Annotated in this window: 11 protein-coding genes; 7 read left to right on the top strand and 4 right to left on the bottom strand. The window is 61.9% G+C overall.

Annotation, left to right across the window (positions count from 1 at the left end):
* The first annotated feature begins 47 nt into the window (after window positions 1-47).
* A complete protein-coding gene (locus tag PQQ86_RS08980) occupies window positions 48-1,514 on the top strand; it encodes a flippase (protein ID WP_408265837.1) in 1,467 nt (488 codons plus the stop codon).
* Window positions 1,511-3,958 (top strand): glycosyltransferase family 4 protein, encoded by a 2,448-nt coding sequence (locus PQQ86_RS08985; RefSeq protein WP_408265839.1) that lies wholly within the window; start codon window positions 1,511-1,513, stop codon window positions 3,956-3,958. Before PQQ86_RS08980 ends, PQQ86_RS08985 begins: the two co-directional genes overlap by 4 nt.
* A gap of 262 nt (window positions 3,959-4,220) precedes the next feature.
* On the opposite strand, the gene PQQ86_RS08990 is transcribed toward PQQ86_RS08985, so the two are convergent.
* Window positions 4,221-5,432 carry an acyltransferase family protein gene (locus PQQ86_RS08990; protein ID WP_408265841.1) on the bottom strand — a complete coding sequence of 404 codons (1,212 nt, stop codon included), beginning with the start codon at window positions 5,430-5,432 and terminating at the stop codon, window positions 4,221-4,223.
* Window positions 5,433-5,675: 243 nt separating this feature from the next.
* On the opposite strand from PQQ86_RS08990, the gene PQQ86_RS08995 reads away from it, so the two are divergent.
* Both PQQ86_RS08995 and galU read left to right on the top strand, forming a co-directional pair.
* Entirely contained in the window at window positions 5,676-5,819 is a 144-nt protein-coding gene (locus PQQ86_RS08995) for a hypothetical protein (RefSeq protein WP_167378338.1), read from the top strand.
* Between the two features lie 306 nt (window positions 5,820-6,125).
* Complete coding sequence (gene galU, locus PQQ86_RS09000) at window positions 6,126-7,043, top strand: UTP--glucose-1-phosphate uridylyltransferase GalU (protein ID WP_408193413.1); 918 nt, start codon at window positions 6,126-6,128, stop codon at window positions 7,041-7,043.
* 178 nt (window positions 7,044-7,221) lie between these two features.
* Here galU and PQQ86_RS09005 read toward each other — a convergent pair whose 3' ends face one another.
* Both PQQ86_RS09005 and PQQ86_RS09010 read right to left on the bottom strand, forming a co-directional pair.
* On the bottom strand, window positions 7,222-9,396 hold the full coding sequence (locus PQQ86_RS09005) for a malate synthase G (protein WP_408265844.1): 2,175 nt from the start codon (window positions 9,394-9,396) through the stop codon (window positions 7,222-7,224).
* 103 nt (window positions 9,397-9,499) lie between these two features.
* Window positions 9,500-9,904, bottom strand: a complete 405-nt coding sequence (locus PQQ86_RS09010) for a heme-binding protein (RefSeq protein ID WP_028196523.1) — start codon at window positions 9,902-9,904, stop codon at window positions 9,500-9,502.
* A gap of 541 nt (window positions 9,905-10,445) precedes the next feature.
* Between PQQ86_RS09010 and PQQ86_RS09015 the strand changes: the two genes are divergently transcribed.
* Complete coding sequence (locus PQQ86_RS09015) at window positions 10,446-11,321, top strand: MOSC domain-containing protein (RefSeq protein ID WP_408265846.1); 876 nt, start codon at window positions 10,446-10,448, stop codon at window positions 11,319-11,321.
* A gap of 8 nt (window positions 11,322-11,329) precedes the next feature.
* Here the strand turns inward: PQQ86_RS09015 and PQQ86_RS09020 are convergent, their stop codons facing one another.
* Complete coding sequence (locus tag PQQ86_RS09020; RefSeq protein ID WP_408265848.1) at window positions 11,330-11,710, bottom strand: response regulator; 381 nt, start codon at window positions 11,708-11,710, stop codon at window positions 11,330-11,332.
* 718 nt (window positions 11,711-12,428) lie between these two features.
* Here PQQ86_RS09020 and nirB point away from each other — a divergent pair.
* Together nirB and nirD are read left to right on the top strand one after the other, a co-directional pair.
* Window positions 12,429-14,969, top strand: coding sequence for a nitrite reductase large subunit NirB (nirB, locus tag PQQ86_RS09025; RefSeq protein ID WP_408265850.1), 2,541 nt, complete (start codon window positions 12,429-12,431; stop codon window positions 14,967-14,969).
* 33 nt (window positions 14,970-15,002) lie between these two features.
* Window positions 15,003-15,356 carry a nitrite reductase small subunit NirD gene (nirD, locus tag PQQ86_RS09030; RefSeq protein ID WP_054037565.1) on the top strand — a complete coding sequence of 118 codons (354 nt, stop codon included), beginning with the start codon at window positions 15,003-15,005 and terminating at the stop codon, window positions 15,354-15,356.
* Window positions 15,357-15,360 lie beyond the last annotated feature (4 nt).

Below are 15,360 nucleotides of genomic sequence, written 5' to 3' on the forward strand. Positions count from 1 at the left end.
GCTTTCTTCGCAATACCAGGCAAATGTAGTCAAACCCAAGGCATCCGATGGACAAAGGCATTCTCAAGAACGTAGCGATCAACTTCTTCGGGCTGGTGCTGCCGACTTTCGTCTCGCTCGTGACCGTGCCGTCGTATATCAAGCTGCTCGGCGTCGAGCGCTACGGCGTGATCAGTCTCGTGTGGACCCTGATCGGCTACTTCGGGATTCTCGATCTCGGCATGAGCATGGCCGCGCAGAATCACATCTCGAAGGCGCGCGCCTCGGGCGACAAGGGCGAGAGCGCGCGCGTGTTCTGGAGCGCGACGTGGCTCAATCTTGCGACCGGTGTGATCGGCGGCCTGATCATCTATTTCGGTGCGTTTCTGTACACCGCGTACTTCACCAAGGTGTCGCCCGAGTTGCAGCATGAGGTCTATATGGCGCTGCCGTGGCTCGCGGTGGCGATTCCGATTGCCAATGTGTCATGGGTGTTCGCCGGTGCGATCAACGGCGCTGAACGCTTTGGTGTCTACAACACCAATCAGACGATCGGCACCTTCCTGTTCCAGTTGCTGCCGCTCGGCGCCGCGCTGTGGCTGGGGGCGACCCTGCAGAACGTGCTCGCGGCGGCAGTGTTTGCACGGATTCTCGCGGCGATTCTGCTGGGCCGCTCTGCGCTGAAGGTGCTGGACATCCGCAGCATTCTGCCGCCGCAACTCGGCGTGGCGAAGGGGCTCTTCAACTTCGGCGGCTGGATGCTGATTGCGAGCGTCACCAACATGATCGCCGAATCGCTCGACCGCGTGATGCTTGGCACGAGCCTCGGTGCGCGCTTCGTTACGTACTACACGGTGCCGCAGAACCTCGTGACACGTCTGAACATCGTGCCGACTGCGCTGGTGCGCACGCTGTTTCCGCGCCTGTCCGCCGTCGGCCGCGCGGATGCGGACACCATCACGCAGCAGTCGCTCGAATTCCTTAATGGCGTGTTCACGCCGGTCGCACTGGTCGCGATGCTGGTGCTCGAACCGTTTCTGCATCTCTGGGTCGGCAATGAGATCGCCACTGTGGCAGCGCCGGTGGGCCGGATCATGATCGTCGCCGTGTGGCTCGTCGGCCAGGCGAACGTCACACGGATTCTGATCCAGTCACAGGTCAATCCGGCCACCGCCGCGCGCGTCGGTCTCTTTGAATTGCCCTTGTTTGCTGGGGCATTGTGGCTCGGCATCACCCATTTCGGTCTGACCGGAGCGGCGATAGCCGTGGCCGGTCGGGCGCTGTTCGACTACGCCGTGTTGCTGCGCCTGTCGGCGATTCGCGCCCGCCAGATCGCGCTCGACATGCTCGCCCACCTCGCTTTTCTGCTGGCCAGCCTGTGGCTTGCCAGCTTCCTGCCGAGTCTCGCTCTGGCGATCGTCGCCGGCCTGTTGATGGTAGGCGCGAACGTCGCCTGGTCGATCACGATGACACCCGCTTTGCGCGATCTTGCGCGTTCACTGCTGTTGCGACTGAATCCGAGGAAAAGCGCATGAACCACGAAGTCCTTGAAGAAGCCGTGCTGCAACCCGCGACGCGCAGCGCACTGGCTGAACTCACCACCGTTCCCGGTGTTCAGGCGCCGTCGCGCCGCTCGGCGTTGCGTAGCGACAAGACGGTGCGTGTCGCGATCGTGCACGACTGGCTCGTTACCTACGCGGGCGCCGAGAAGGTACTCGAGCAGATCGTCGCGTGCTTTCCGGACGCGGATCTGTTCAGTCTCGTCGATTTTCTCGACGATCGCAGCTTTCTGCGCGGCAAACCGGTCACGACCTCGTTTATCCAGAAACTGCCGCTCGCGCGCACCAAGTACCGCACGTATCTGCCGTTGATGCCGCTCGCGATCGAGCAGCTCGACGTGTCGGCCTACGACGTGGTGATCTCGAGCAGCCACGCCGTTGCAAAGGGGATTCTCACCGGCCCCGACCAGGTGCATATCAGCTACGTGCATTCGCCGATTCGTTATGCATGGGATCTGCAGCATCAGTACCTGCAGCAGTCGAAGCTGACCGCCGGGCCGAAGTCCGCGATGGCGCGGCTGATTCTGCACTACATCCGCAACTGGGATATCCGCACGTCGAATTCGGTGGACGGTTTTGTGGCGAACTCCGACTTCATCGCGCGACGGATCAGGAAGGTTTATCAGCGCGAAGCGCAGGTGATCTTTCCGCCCGTCGATGTCGAAGCGTTTGCGTTATGCACCGACAAGGATGATTTCTATCTGACCGCCTCGCGGATGGTGCCGTACAAGAAGATCGATCTGATCGTCGAAGCGTTCGCGCAGATGCCGGAGCGCAAGCTCGTGGTGATCGGCGACGGCCCCGACATGCAGAAGATCCGCGCGAAGGCCGGCCCGAATGTCGAGATCATGGGCTATCAGCCGTTCAAGGTGCTCAAGGAGAAGATGAGCCGCGCGAAAGCTTTCGTGTTCGCCGCGGAAGAAGACTTCGGTATTTCAGTGGTCGAAGCGCAGGCGTGCGGCACGCCGGTGATCGCCTACGGCAAGGGCGGGGCGCTTGAAACCGTGCGCGATCTGTCCGAGTCAAAACCCACGGGCATGTTCTTCGACGAGCAGAACGTCGAGTCGATCATTGCAGCGGTTGAGCGTTTCGACGGTCACGTGAAACGTTTCTCGCCGGTGGATTGCCGCGCGAACGCCGAGCAGTTTTCGGCCGCGAATTTCCGCGAACGTTTCTTCGCCCACGTGCGGGCTTCGGTGCCGGCATTGCGCTCGGCAACGCTGCCGCCGTACGTCCCCTACAAGGCAGAGCCGGGCGCCAACGCACCGCGCATTCTCGCGGTCGACCAGAGCGGCGTGCTCGGCGGCGCCGAGTTATCGCTGCTGGAAATCGTTAAAGCTTTACGCTCGCGCATCGAAGTCGTGCTGTTCGACGACGGCCCGTTCCGCACCGCTCTGGCCAAAGCCGGCGTGACCGTCAACGTGCTGGAAGCCGGCGCATTGCGCAATGTGCGCAAGCAGGGCGGTTCGCTGCCGAAGGGGCAGGCGCTCAAGGGCTTGCTGTCGCTCGTGCGCGCCACCGCAAAACGCGCGCGCGACGCCGAGGTGATCTACGCGAACACGCAGCGCGCGATGGTGATCGGCGCGATTGCCGGCAAGCTCGCCAGACGGCCGGTGGTCTGGCATCTGCGCGATATCGTGAGTCCCGAGCATTTCGGCAGCAAGCAACTGGCGATCATCAAGTGGTGCGCGCGCCTCGGACTCACGCACGTGATCGCCAATTCGGCGGCTTCCGCTCGCGCCTTCGCGGAACTCACGCACTTCGACAAAAAGCGTATCGACGTGGTGTTCAACGGTATTTCAGCGGCGCCGTTCGACGCATTGCGCACGGTTCCGCAAGCGACCCTGCGCCAGCGCCTGAACCTGCCGCAGGATGCGTTTCTGGTCGGCTCGTTCAGCCGCCTCGCGCGCTGGAAGGGTCAACACGTGCTGCTCGAAGCGATGGTCCTCAATCCGCAGATGCATGCCGTGCTGGTGGGGGCGCCGCTGTTCGGCGAGGACGCGTACGAGATCGAACTGCATGCGTTCGTCGCCGCGCACAACCTGGGTGGCCGCGTGCATTTCCTTGGTTTCCAGCACGATATTCCGGCTTGCATGTGCGCGGTCGATGCGGTGGTCCATACGTCGATTACGCCGGAGCCGTTCGGTCGCGTGATTGTCGAGGGGATGCTGGCGCAGCGGCCGGTGGTAGCGGCACGCGCAGGCGGCGTGCTGGAGATCATCGACGATTACGAAAACGGCGTGCTATGCACCCCCGGCGACGCGCATGGTCTCGCCGACACGCTCGCCGAGTTGCGCTCGAACGACGATCTGCGTAACAAGCTTGTCAGAAACGGGTATCAGACGGCGCTGAGCCGGTTCGGGACGGCGACGTATGTGGAAGGTGTCGAACGGATTCTGAAGCGCGTGGCGGGGCGTTGAGGGGCTTGCGCGGGCGCTTAAGCTGATGAACGTGCGAAGTGATTTAACGCGGGGGTAGGCAGGGACTCGGCCAGTCTTTGTCGTTAGCGCAGCGGAGCGAAAGTCCTGAGGACTTCCGCTCCGTTTTTTTTGCGCCGCACACTGGCTACGCAACCGGGTTATACAACGTGGTCCCGGCGGCACGGCTTGCTCACATTGTCGAAGGAGAAACCTGTTTCTGAACTGAACATTATGTTTCTCCGACCTTTCTATTACATCGCTCTCAGGCTGGCTTCACTACATTCTTCGGTTTGAAACTCGCGGACCACTTCATCGCCGGCAGTTCGACCAGCCGGTAGAACACGTAGGCTACCGGCACGGCCACCAGCATGTAGCCGAACGACGGCCAGATCGACATCTGCAGCGACGAGCGGAACAGAATCGACGACAGCAGCACGAAGATAGGCAGATGGATCAGATACAGCGAGAAGCTGAAATCGCCGAACCGTGACAGGAGGCGCACGCCTGGCGTATCGGCCTTATCAGCATCAGGGCGCTCCAGCGCCTTGTACAGGTAGAAGGCAAAGCCGACCGCCCAGAGTTGAAATGCCCCGTACTGGCCGAAATGAAACGCCGCGCAGCCGAGCGCGATGAACGCCGCGGCGAGCACGTAGAGCCAGACCGACGAACGCGCCTCCGGCGTGCTACGGGCCTTAGCGTCGGCGATCCACGCGCCGAGCGTCCACGAAAACCAGTAGGACGTGAAGAACTGCATATCGTGGCGTTCGAGCACATAGGCGGACACCACATTGATCACCGCGACGATCGCCAGCACGGAAGTCATGCCCAGACGCCGGCGCAGCGCGAACAGCAGCGGATAGATCGCGTAGAACTGCACTTCGAGCGATAGCGTCCAGAGCGCGCCGTTCGACCCAAACGTCTTGCCGGCCACGCCTTGCAGCGAAAACAGGTTGACGAGGAAGGCCTGCAGGCCGATCTCGCGGATCTTGTGGTTGACCGGCGGCAACTGCAGGCTGACCCAGTCGAGTGCAAATGTCAGCACGAGCGCTGCCAGCAATACCGGATAAATACGCGCGAAACGGCGGATCCAGAAATTGCCGGTGTCGAGCCGGTAGTCGGGATTTTTTGCCAGACGTAGCGCGCCGCCGCGATGAATGCAGTACCCGCTGATTACGAAGAAAATCGGCACGCCGGCCGAGCCCCAGGCAATCGGGAAGGTCAGGTAGGCGGCGATCGTACTCAAACTGAAAGAATGGCCGACGCTCTGATGAAAGGTCTGCATGCCCACCCATTCGACCTGGCGGCAATGAAAATACGCGACCAGAAGCGCGGCGAAGCCCCGCATGGCGTCGATTACATGTTCCTTGCCGGCGCTCTCGGCGCGCGCTTCGCTCTGCGCGCGCGGCGCGGCGGCCTTTCGTGACGGGGAAAGGGGCAGGGATGAGCCGGCGGCATCCAGTGCTGAGTCGCTCATACGCGGTCCTTATTCTGAAGGAAGAAAAAGCTTATTCACCGGGCACGCCGTGCGCGCCCGCGGTGCATCACATGCTAGTGCACAGCGGAGGTAAAAAATCGATAAAAAATTGCATGGCAAATCAAATTAAATGGCGATTTTGTGACGAAGTGTAATTCCGCATAAGTACTTGCTACATCGAATTATTTGCCGCTTTTGTTGTGCTAATTTAAGGCACGGATTCTCTTGACCAGAGGTGAAGTCATGAACCTGCATTTACTCGCCGGCATTGCCGTGCTGCTGATCCTCGTCGCCGCCTCCGCCTACCGTGAGGCGCTGCGCAACGAGCCGATCCGCCGTTTTCGGATGAACCCGGGCAAGCTGCCCCAGATCGACGAGAACGAATGAGCGGTGCCCGGGGGCGCTTTCGTGCATCCACAATGCGCCCCCGGACGCGCTTGAGATGGCCCGCGATCCGCTTCGCCGGATACGTAAAATTTTCGGAATTTCAGAAAATAATTCGATACGGATACGTAATTGTTTCCTGGTGCATGCCACGATCCGGAATATCGAAAGCGAATCGATTTATTTATTTGAATCGATAAAAATAAACGCACGAAATGGATTAATTTTTTTGTTAGTCTTTTCGGCGACATCGAGTGGCCGCGAGGCCCGCGAACACACTAATTTCTAACCGATGTGGGAATGCCTACCATGCTGAAAGTCACCAAAGCCGTGTTTCCCGTAGCGGGCCTCGGGACACGCTTTTTGCCGGCTACCAAAGCAAGCCCCAAGGAAATGCTGCCGATCGTCGACAAGCCGCTGATTCAATACGCGGTTGAAGAAGCGATTGCCGCCGGCATCACCGAGATGATCTTTGTGACGGGCCGCAGCAAGCGCGCGATCGAAGATCATTTCGACAAGTCCTACGAGATCGAAGCGGAACTCGAAGCACGCAACAAACAGAAGCTGCTCGACCTAGTGCGCAGCATCAAGCCGGCTAACGTCGACTGCTTCTATGTGCGTCAGGCCGAAGCCCTCGGTCTGGGTCACGCGGTGCTGTGCGCCGAGAAACTGGTGGGCGACAGCCCGTTCGCCGTGATTCTGGCGGACGACTTGCTGCACAGCTCGAAGCCGGTGATGAGCCAGCTCGTCGATACCTTCAACCACTATCACAGCTCGGTGATCGGCGTCGAAACCATCGCGCGCGAAGACAGCCGCTCGTACGGTGTCGTGGATGGCCGCGAGTGGGAAGACAATGTGATCAAGCTGTCGGGCATCGTCGAAAAGCCGGCGCCGGACAATGCGCCGTCGAACCTCGGCGTGGTGGGCCGCTACGTGCTGATGCCGACCATCTTCAAGCATATCCGCGCGCTCAAGCCGGGCGCGGGCGGTGAGCTGCAATTGACCGACGCGGTGCAATCGCTGCTGACCGAAGAGCAGGTGCTTGCGTACCGCTACTTCGGCACACGCTTCGATTGCGGCAGCAAGTTGGGCTATCTGAAGGCGACGGTGGAATTCGCGCTGCGTCATCCGGAAGTGAAGGCGGAATTCGAAGCGTATTTGCAAACCTATATGCAGGCGAATATGCAGGCCAGCGTGCCGGCGCAGTACACGGCTGAAGCAGCTTAAGGTGTAGGAATCTTTTCACGCAGAAGCAACGCGCAGTACTACCGCGCAAATTAAAACGGGCGCCGCATCATGCGGCGCCCGTCTTTCTATCTGGCCCGGTTTGCGGCTGGGACCCGGGCGGGTTCGCAAGATCGAGCCTTATATCCAAGCCACGCCCCGCCCCGCCCCGAAAAAGCCTTTACTGCGCCTTCTTCACTTCCAGCCGGAACTTATGCAGCAACGGTTCCGTATAGCCGCTCGGCTGTTCACGTCCTTCGAACACCAGTGCCTGCGCGGCCTTGAAAGCCAGCGTGTCGAAGCCCGGCGCCATTGGCTGGTAGTGCGGATCGCCCGCGTTCTGCTCGTCGACCACCTTCGCCATACGCTTGAAGGTCTCTTCGACCAGCTCGCGCGTCACCACACCGTGATGCAGCCAGTTCGCAATGTGCTGGCTGGAGATACGCAGCGTCGCACGGTCTTCCATCAGCCCGACATTGTGAATGTCCGGCACCTTCGAGCAGCCCACACCCTGGTCGACCCAGCGCACCACGTAGCCGAGAATGCCTTGCGCGTTGTTCTCGACTTCGCTGCGGATCTCATCCGCGTTCCACTTCGCTTCGGCAACGACCGGAATGGTCAGCAGGCCGTCGAGCAGTTCGTCGCGAACCTTTGAGTAGTCCGTGCGTTCGAGCTCCTGCTGAACCGCCTGTACGTCGACCTGGTGATAGTGCAGCGCGTGCAGCGTCGCGGCGGTCGGCGAGGGCACCCATGCGGTGTTCGCGCCGGCCTTCGGATGCGCGATCTTCTGTTCGAGCATGGCGTGCATCAGGTCCGGCATCGCCCACATGCCCTTGCCGATCTGTGAGCGGCCACGCAGGCCCGCGCTCAAACCGGCCAGCACGTTGCTGCGCTCGTACGCGGCAATCCATGCGCTCGACTTCATGTCGCCCTTGCGCATCATCGGGCCGGCTTCCATCGCCGTGTGCATTTCGTCGCCGGTGCGGTCGAGGAAACCCGTGTTGATGAACGCGACACGCTCGGACGCTTCGCCGATACAGGCGAGCAGGTTGACGCTGGTGCGGCGCTCCTCGTCCATGATGCCCATCTTGATCGTGTTGCGCGGCAGCTTCAGCAGGTCTTCGACGCGTGCGAACAGTTCGCTCGCGAACGCGACTTCGGCCGGGCCGTGCATTTTCGGCTTCACGATATAGATCGAACCGGTGCGCGAATTCAACTGGTGCTTGCGGTCGTGCAGGGCGCACAACGTGGTGATGACGCCATCGAGAATGCCTTCCGGAATCTCCTTGCCGTCTTTTGTCAGCACGGCCGGATTCGTCATCAGGTGACCGACGTTGCGGATAAACAGCAACGAGCGGCCGTGCAGCTTGACCTTCGACGAACCGTCCGCACCGGTGTACTCGCGATCGGCATTCAGACGGCGCGTAAAGGTCTTGCCACCCTTCGCAACTTCTTCCGTCAGGGTGCCGTTCATCAGGCCGAGCCAGTTGCGATACAGCTGGACCTTGTCGTCCGCATCGACAGCGGCAACCGAGTCTTCGCAGTCGATGATCGTGCTTACCGCGGCTTCGACCAGCACATCCTTCACGTGCGCCGAATCGGTCTTGCCGATCGAATCGTTCGCGTCGATCTGGATTTCGAAGTGCAGGCCGTTGTGCTTCAACAGCACGGCGGACGGTGCGCTCGCGTCGCCCTGATAGCCGATGAACTGCGCCGGCGTTTTCAGTTCGGTCTTGCCGCTCTTCAGCGTGACGACGAGCTTGCCGCCTTCGACGCTATACAGCGTGGCGTCGACGTGCGAGCCGTTCGAGAGCGGGGCCGCTTCGTCGAGAAACTGGCGGGCATATGCGATTACCGCGGCGCCACGCACCGGGTTGAAGGCCTTCTGCTTTTCGGCGCCGTTGGTCTCGGGGATCGCATCGGTGCCGTACAGCGCGTCGTACAGGCTGCCCCAGCGTGCGTTGGCCGCGTTCAGCGCATAGCGCTGATTCGACAGCGGCACGACGAGCTGCGGGCCGGCCTGCCCGGCAATTTCGGTGTCGACGTGGTCGGTCGTGGCTTTGACGCTTGCGGGCGACGGCACGATGTAGCCGATGCCTTCGAGGAAGGCACGGTACGCGCGCAGATCGCGCACCGGACCCGGATTGGCGCGATGCCACGTATCCAGTTCGGTTTGCAGGCGGTCGCGCTCGGCCAGCAGCGCACGGTTTTTCGGCGCCAGCTCATGCACGAGGGCGTCGAAACCTGACCAGAATGCCGCGCTGTCGATTCCGGTGCCGGGCAGGGCTTCGGTTTCGACGAACTGGTCGAGGTTGGCGGCGACTTGCAGTCCACCGCGCGTGTTCATCTGAGTCATCGACTGCTCCATCCTTGAATGGGACCGATGAGGGGGCATCGGTCCGTGTTGTGCTTCGTTTTTTGTTGCCGCCGCTTTGAACGGATTCCGAATGGATCCGAACTTAAGCGGCGATTGCCTGAATACCCGCCTTGGCGATTTGCGCGTCCTGATCCGACTTGACGCCCGACACGCCGACCGCGCCGACCACCTGGCCGTCGACGATCACCGGCACGCCGCCTTCCAGCGTGCCTTGCAGCGGCGCGCTCAGGAATGCCGTGCGGCCGTTGTTGATCATGTCTTCGTATACCTTGGTTTCGCGGCGGCCGATCGCCGAAGTGCGGGCTTTTTCCGTCGCGATGTACGAACTGGCCGGCGCGCTGCCGTCCAGACGCAGCATGCCGAGTTGATGGCCGCCGTCGTCGACCACCACGATGGCAACGGCCCACTGGTTCTTCTCGGCCTCCGCGCGGGCGGCTTCGAGGATTCGGGTCGTTTCGGCAACGGTCAACACGGGTTTGCTCAGCATAATGAATTTCCTGTTTCGTTTATGGTAGGGATGCTTCTACAAGTTCAATCCAGTGACGCACCGGAGTGTGCCCGGCGCCGTCCAGATGGGTCTGGCAACCGATGTTGACCGTGGCGATCAACTGCCAGCTCGCTGACCCGCTGCGCTTTTGACGCATAGCGAGGGTCGTGGCGCAATAGATGTCGGTACTTCTTGACCAACTGACCAACTGACCAACGGGCCGCAGCCGCTCGCGGTTTGCGCGATTGCTGCGGCGCCGGCTCTGTCTTTGCCCGAGCGGTTCGATTGGGGATTTTACGTCCAAGCGCGGCTGGAAGAAACGGTCGCATTGCCCGGCCGGTTTCAGGTAGCTCGTCGCACACCGCCGGATTTGCGGTCGCGCGGCGCAAACTCTTGCTCAGCAGGCGTTCCGGGGCGGGACGCTTAATGTGCCACTCAATACGCCGCTCAAGTTCGGCGCGACCGATGCCCGGCAGCACGTGCCGGCGCTTTACAATCGGACATCAACACAAAAAACGCGTGTTCACCATACCCCCACACCATGCCTACCATCAGCGAGCTTTTCGTCTATCCGATCAAATCCTGCGCCGGCATTGCGTTGCACGAGGCACGCCTGCTCGCCACCGGGCTTGAATACGATCGATACTGGATGGTCACCGACCCGAGTGGCGCAATGCTCACCCAGCGCGCGTATCCCCGCATGGCGCTGATCGGGGTCGAGCTCGGCGAACATGAACTCGTGATCCGCGCGCCGGGCATGAGCGAGTTGCGCACGCCGCTCGACGCCGCCGGGCTGAGTGCCCCGCACAAGGTGCAAACCGTGGTCTGGCGCGACGCGGCCTATGGACTCGACACCGGAGAAGAGAGCGCAGCGTGGTTTTCAGCGTTTCTCGGCGTGCCGTCGCGGCTTCTGCGCTTCGATCCCGAACGCGAACGGCAGGTCGATCCGGACTACACCGCTAGCGTCCCCGGGGCCACCACGTATTTCGCCGATGGTTTTCCGCTGCTGGTGATCGGACAGGCCTCGCTCGACGATCTGAACGTGCGCCTGAACAGTAAAGGCGCGCCGTCCATTCCGATCGACCGGTTTCGCCCAAACGTCGTGCTGACAGGGCTCGAAGCATACGAAGAGGACTATGTAGAGAGTCTGAGCGTCGATGGCGCAGCGGAGGAGGCCGTGGAACTGAAACTGGTCAAGCTGTGCGCGCGCTGTCCGATGCCGACCGTCGATCAGGCGAAGGGCGCGCCCGATCCTGATTGGCCGAACGAGCCTACGGACACGATGAGCGTCTACCGGGCGAATCCGCAACGGGGCGGCGCGGTGACTTTCGGCAACAATGCGCTCGTGGCGCGCGGGGCCGGGGCATGGCTGCGCGTCGGTCAAGAGGTCGACACTGAATTGGGCTTTGCCGACTAATGTGGCGATTATTGCCGGCCACGCCCGGTCAGCGCCGCGAGGATTACCGGCATTGGCACGGGTTTGACGAAATGATGATTGAATCCGGAGCGTAACGACTCGCGCCTGTCCTCGTCGCGCGCGAGTCCGGTCACGGCGACCAGCATGGGCGCCGGCGTATCGGCCTCATGGCGGATGCGGCGGGCGACCGCACGGCCGTCGAGACGCGGCATTTCAACGTCGAGCAGCGCGGCGCCCGGGTGCCACGCGCAATACTGCGCGAGCGCATCGAGGCCGTTGCGCGCGGTCCGGATGTCGAAACCGTGTGCGCTGAAATAGAGTACGTAGGCGGCCAGCAGATCCGGATCGTCGTCGGCGATCAGGAGCCGTGCGGCATCATCAATGGACATCCGGCTTCTCCAGGTTGCATACCTTGTATTGAGCAAGTTGAAGTCCCGACAGAATCGAAGCTCACTATTCTGTTTTCTTCGGTCATTCCGGCAACGTCTCTGCCACGGCTTTCTCACGAATGAGTTACCGCTCGGGGACGATGAGGAAGCGCGAATCGCTCGGGATAGCGCCTCGGGTAGCCGCATCCACGCCGTGTGCTCGATCCTGCGTCTGATCTGCAAGAACACCGGGATGTGCTTTGCCGCCGCCGGTCTATCATGGCCGTCACACAGGGCGGTTCTACAACCTGGGTAGGTACATTTCCGTACTGATCGGCCAGACCGTGCGCGGTGAGTGTCGCTAAGTGCCGCGAAACACTGCCCGCACGCGTACGGTGCTGCGTCGCACCATTCCTGTGCCCCGCTGCATCAGGACGCGCCCCACATCCTGCTGACAGCAGACCCGTGCCATATGCCGCAAAGCCCCGTCCCACGGCGCTGCAGCGGGAATTTCACTCAATTGGCACAAGCTTTGCTTTAAGCCCTGCTAGCGGATCAACGTGGATCCGTCGCGAGTGCAACAACAAAGTGCTCGCTGCAGCACAGGTCAGGACAACGGCGTCCCCCGAATTCAGTCATCGACTGGGTTCGCGGGACGCCGTTTTTATTTCCGGAATCGCTTTCGCGCAGTAGCCGGTCGGCAGCGATTCGAGCCCAGCACATTGAGGAAGCCGCGGTCATGAAAATCATCGTTATCGGTCACGGGATGGTCGGCCACAAACTGGTCGAATGCCTGGCGCAAGATGCGGCGCATGGGCTCGACATCACCGTGCTGTGCGAGGAATCACGCCCGGCGTACGACCGCGTGCACCTGTCCGAATTCTTCGCGGGCAAGACGGCGGACGATCTGTCGCTCGTCGAGCCGGGTTTCTTCGAGCGCCAGAACGTCTTGCTGAAGCTCAATGCAAAAGCCGTGGCGATCGATCGCGACGCGCGCACCGTAACGGTATCGACCGGCGAGACCTTGCCGTACGACAAGCTGGTGTTCGCTGCGGGTTCCTATCCATTCGTGCCGCCCGTGCAAGGGCGCGAACGCGCCGACTGCTTTGTCTACCGCACCATTGACGACCTCGAAGCGATGCAGGAATGCGGCGCCCGCTCGAAGACCGGTACGGTGGTCGGCGGCGGCCTGCTTGGCCTCGAATGCGCGAAGGCGTTGCGCGACATGGGGCTGGAAACGCACGTGGTCGAGTTCGCACCGCGCCTGATGGCGGTACAGGTCGACGAAGGCGGCGGCCGCATGCTGCGCACCAAGATCGAAGAACTGGGTGTGACGGTGCACACGCAGAAGAACACCTCGGCGATTATCGATGGCGAGACGGGCACGCATCGCATGCAATTTGCCGACGGCAGTCACCTCGACACGGACATGATCGTGTTCTCCGCGGGCATTCGTCCGCGTGACGATCTCGCGCGCCAAAGCGGCCTCGCGCTCGGCGAACGCGGTGGGATCGTGATCGACAACGCGTGCCGTACCAGCGACCCGCACATCTATGCGATCGGCGAGTGCGCGCTGTGGGAGGGCAAGCTGTTCGGCCTCGTCGCGCCCGGCTATGAGATGGCACGCGCGGTGGCGAAGCAACTGCACGGCGACTCGGCGGAATTCGCCGGCGCCGACATGAGCACCAAGTTGAAGCTGATGGGCGTGGACGTCGCGAGCATCGGCGACGCGCATGGCAACACGCCGGGCAGCCGCGCCTATCAGTTCAGCGACGAACGCAAGCAGATCTACAAAAAGCTGGTGGTGTCCGAATGCGGCAAGTATCTGCTCGGCGGCGTGATGGTCGGCGATGCGAGCGAATACGGCACGCTGCTGCAGATGATGCTGAACCGGATCGAGTTGCCGGCATCGCCCGAATTCCTGATCCTGCCGTCGTCCGACGGTCAGGCGAAACCGGCGCTCGGCGTCGAGGCATTGCCCGCCGGCGCGCAAATCTGTTCGTGCAACAACGTCTCGAAGGGCGACCTGTGTGCCGCCGTGTGCGCGGGCGCGACCGACATCGGCGCGTTGAAGTGCGCGACCCAGGCCGGCACGTCGTGCGGCGGCTGTGTGCCGCTCGTCACGCAGGTGATGAAGGCCGAGATGAGAAAGCAGGGCCTCGCGGTCAACAACCACGTGTGCGAGCACTTCCCGTATTCGCGCCAGGAGCTGTATCACCTCGTGCGTGTGGAGGGTGTGCGCAGCTTCGGCGAGTTGCTGTCGAAGCACGGTCACGGCCTCGGTTGCGATATCTGCAAACCGGCGGTGGCAAGCATTCTCGCGTCGTGCTGGAACGAATTCGTGCTGAAGAAGGAGCACGCGGCGCTGCAGGACACCAACGATTACTACCTCGCCAACATCCAGCGCGACGGCACCTATTCGGTCGTACCGCGCATGGCGGGCGGCGAAGTGACGCCCGACGGCTTGATCGCCGTCGGCCAGGTCGCGAAGAAATACGGCCTTTACACGAAGATCACCGGCGGTCAGCGAGTCGATCTGTTCGGTGCGCGCGTCGAACAGCTGCCGTTCATCTGGGAAGAATTGATTGCGGCCGGCTTCGAGTCGGGCCACGCGTACGGTAAGTCGCTGCGCACAGTGAAGTCGTGCGTCGGTTCGACGTGGTGCCGTTACGGTGTCGGCGATTCGGTGGGCCTCGCGGTCGAACTCGAGAATCGCTACAAGGGCCTGCGCACGCCGCACAAGATCAAGTTCGGCGTATCCGGCTGCACTCGCGAATGCGCTGAAGCGCAGGGCAAGGACGTCGGCATCATCGCGACAGAGAAGGGCTGGAACCTCTATGTCTGCGGCAACGGTGGGATGAAGCCGCGCCATGCCGAACTGCTTGCCTCGGACCTCGATAAGGAAACGCTGGTGCGCTACATCGACCGCTTCCTGATGTTCTACGTGCGCACGGCGGACCGACTGCAACGCACCAGCGTATGGCGCGACAACCTCGAAGGCGGACTCGACTATCTGATCGATGTGGTCGTCAACGATCGCCTGGGCGTAGTTGCGGAGCTCGAGGTGGAAATGCAGCACGTGGTGGATACCTACGAATGCGAATGGAAGCGGGCCGTCACCGATCCTGAAACGCGTAAGCGCTTCCGTCACTTCGTCAACAGTGGCGAACCGGACGGCAATGTCACCTTCGTCGAGGAGCGCGGCCAGATCCGGCCCGCGACGGTGGCCGAGCGGCTGTCGAAGCTCAATGCGATTCCCGTGGTTGTTGAGACCGTTTGATTCTTTTTGCGCTAATCACCGAGGACTTCCACCATGAACCTTGACCGCCTGCCGCTCGCCTGGACGCCGATCTGCCCGCTCGACGACATCGTGCCCAACACGGGCGTGTGCGCGCTCGTCAACGGCGAGCAGGTGGCGGTATTTCATGTGAACAACGGCGACGCCGACGGCGCCGTGTATGCGATCGAAAACTACGATCCGGGCTCGCAAGCCGCGGTGCTCTCGCGCGGACTGATCGGCAGTCTGGGCGAGCGCCTCGTGGTCGCTTCGCCGATCTACAAGCACCACTTCGATCTGCGCACCGGCGAGTGCCTCGAAACACCGGCGTATTCCGTGAGCGCGTTCGCCGCGCGGGTGGAAGACGGACAGGTGTGGGTCGCGGCCTGAGTTG

Source organism: Paraburkholderia sediminicola (assembly GCF_046026675.1).
In the GTDB taxonomy this organism is placed as follows: domain Bacteria; phylum Pseudomonadota; class Gammaproteobacteria; order Burkholderiales; family Burkholderiaceae; genus Paraburkholderia; species Paraburkholderia sediminicola_F.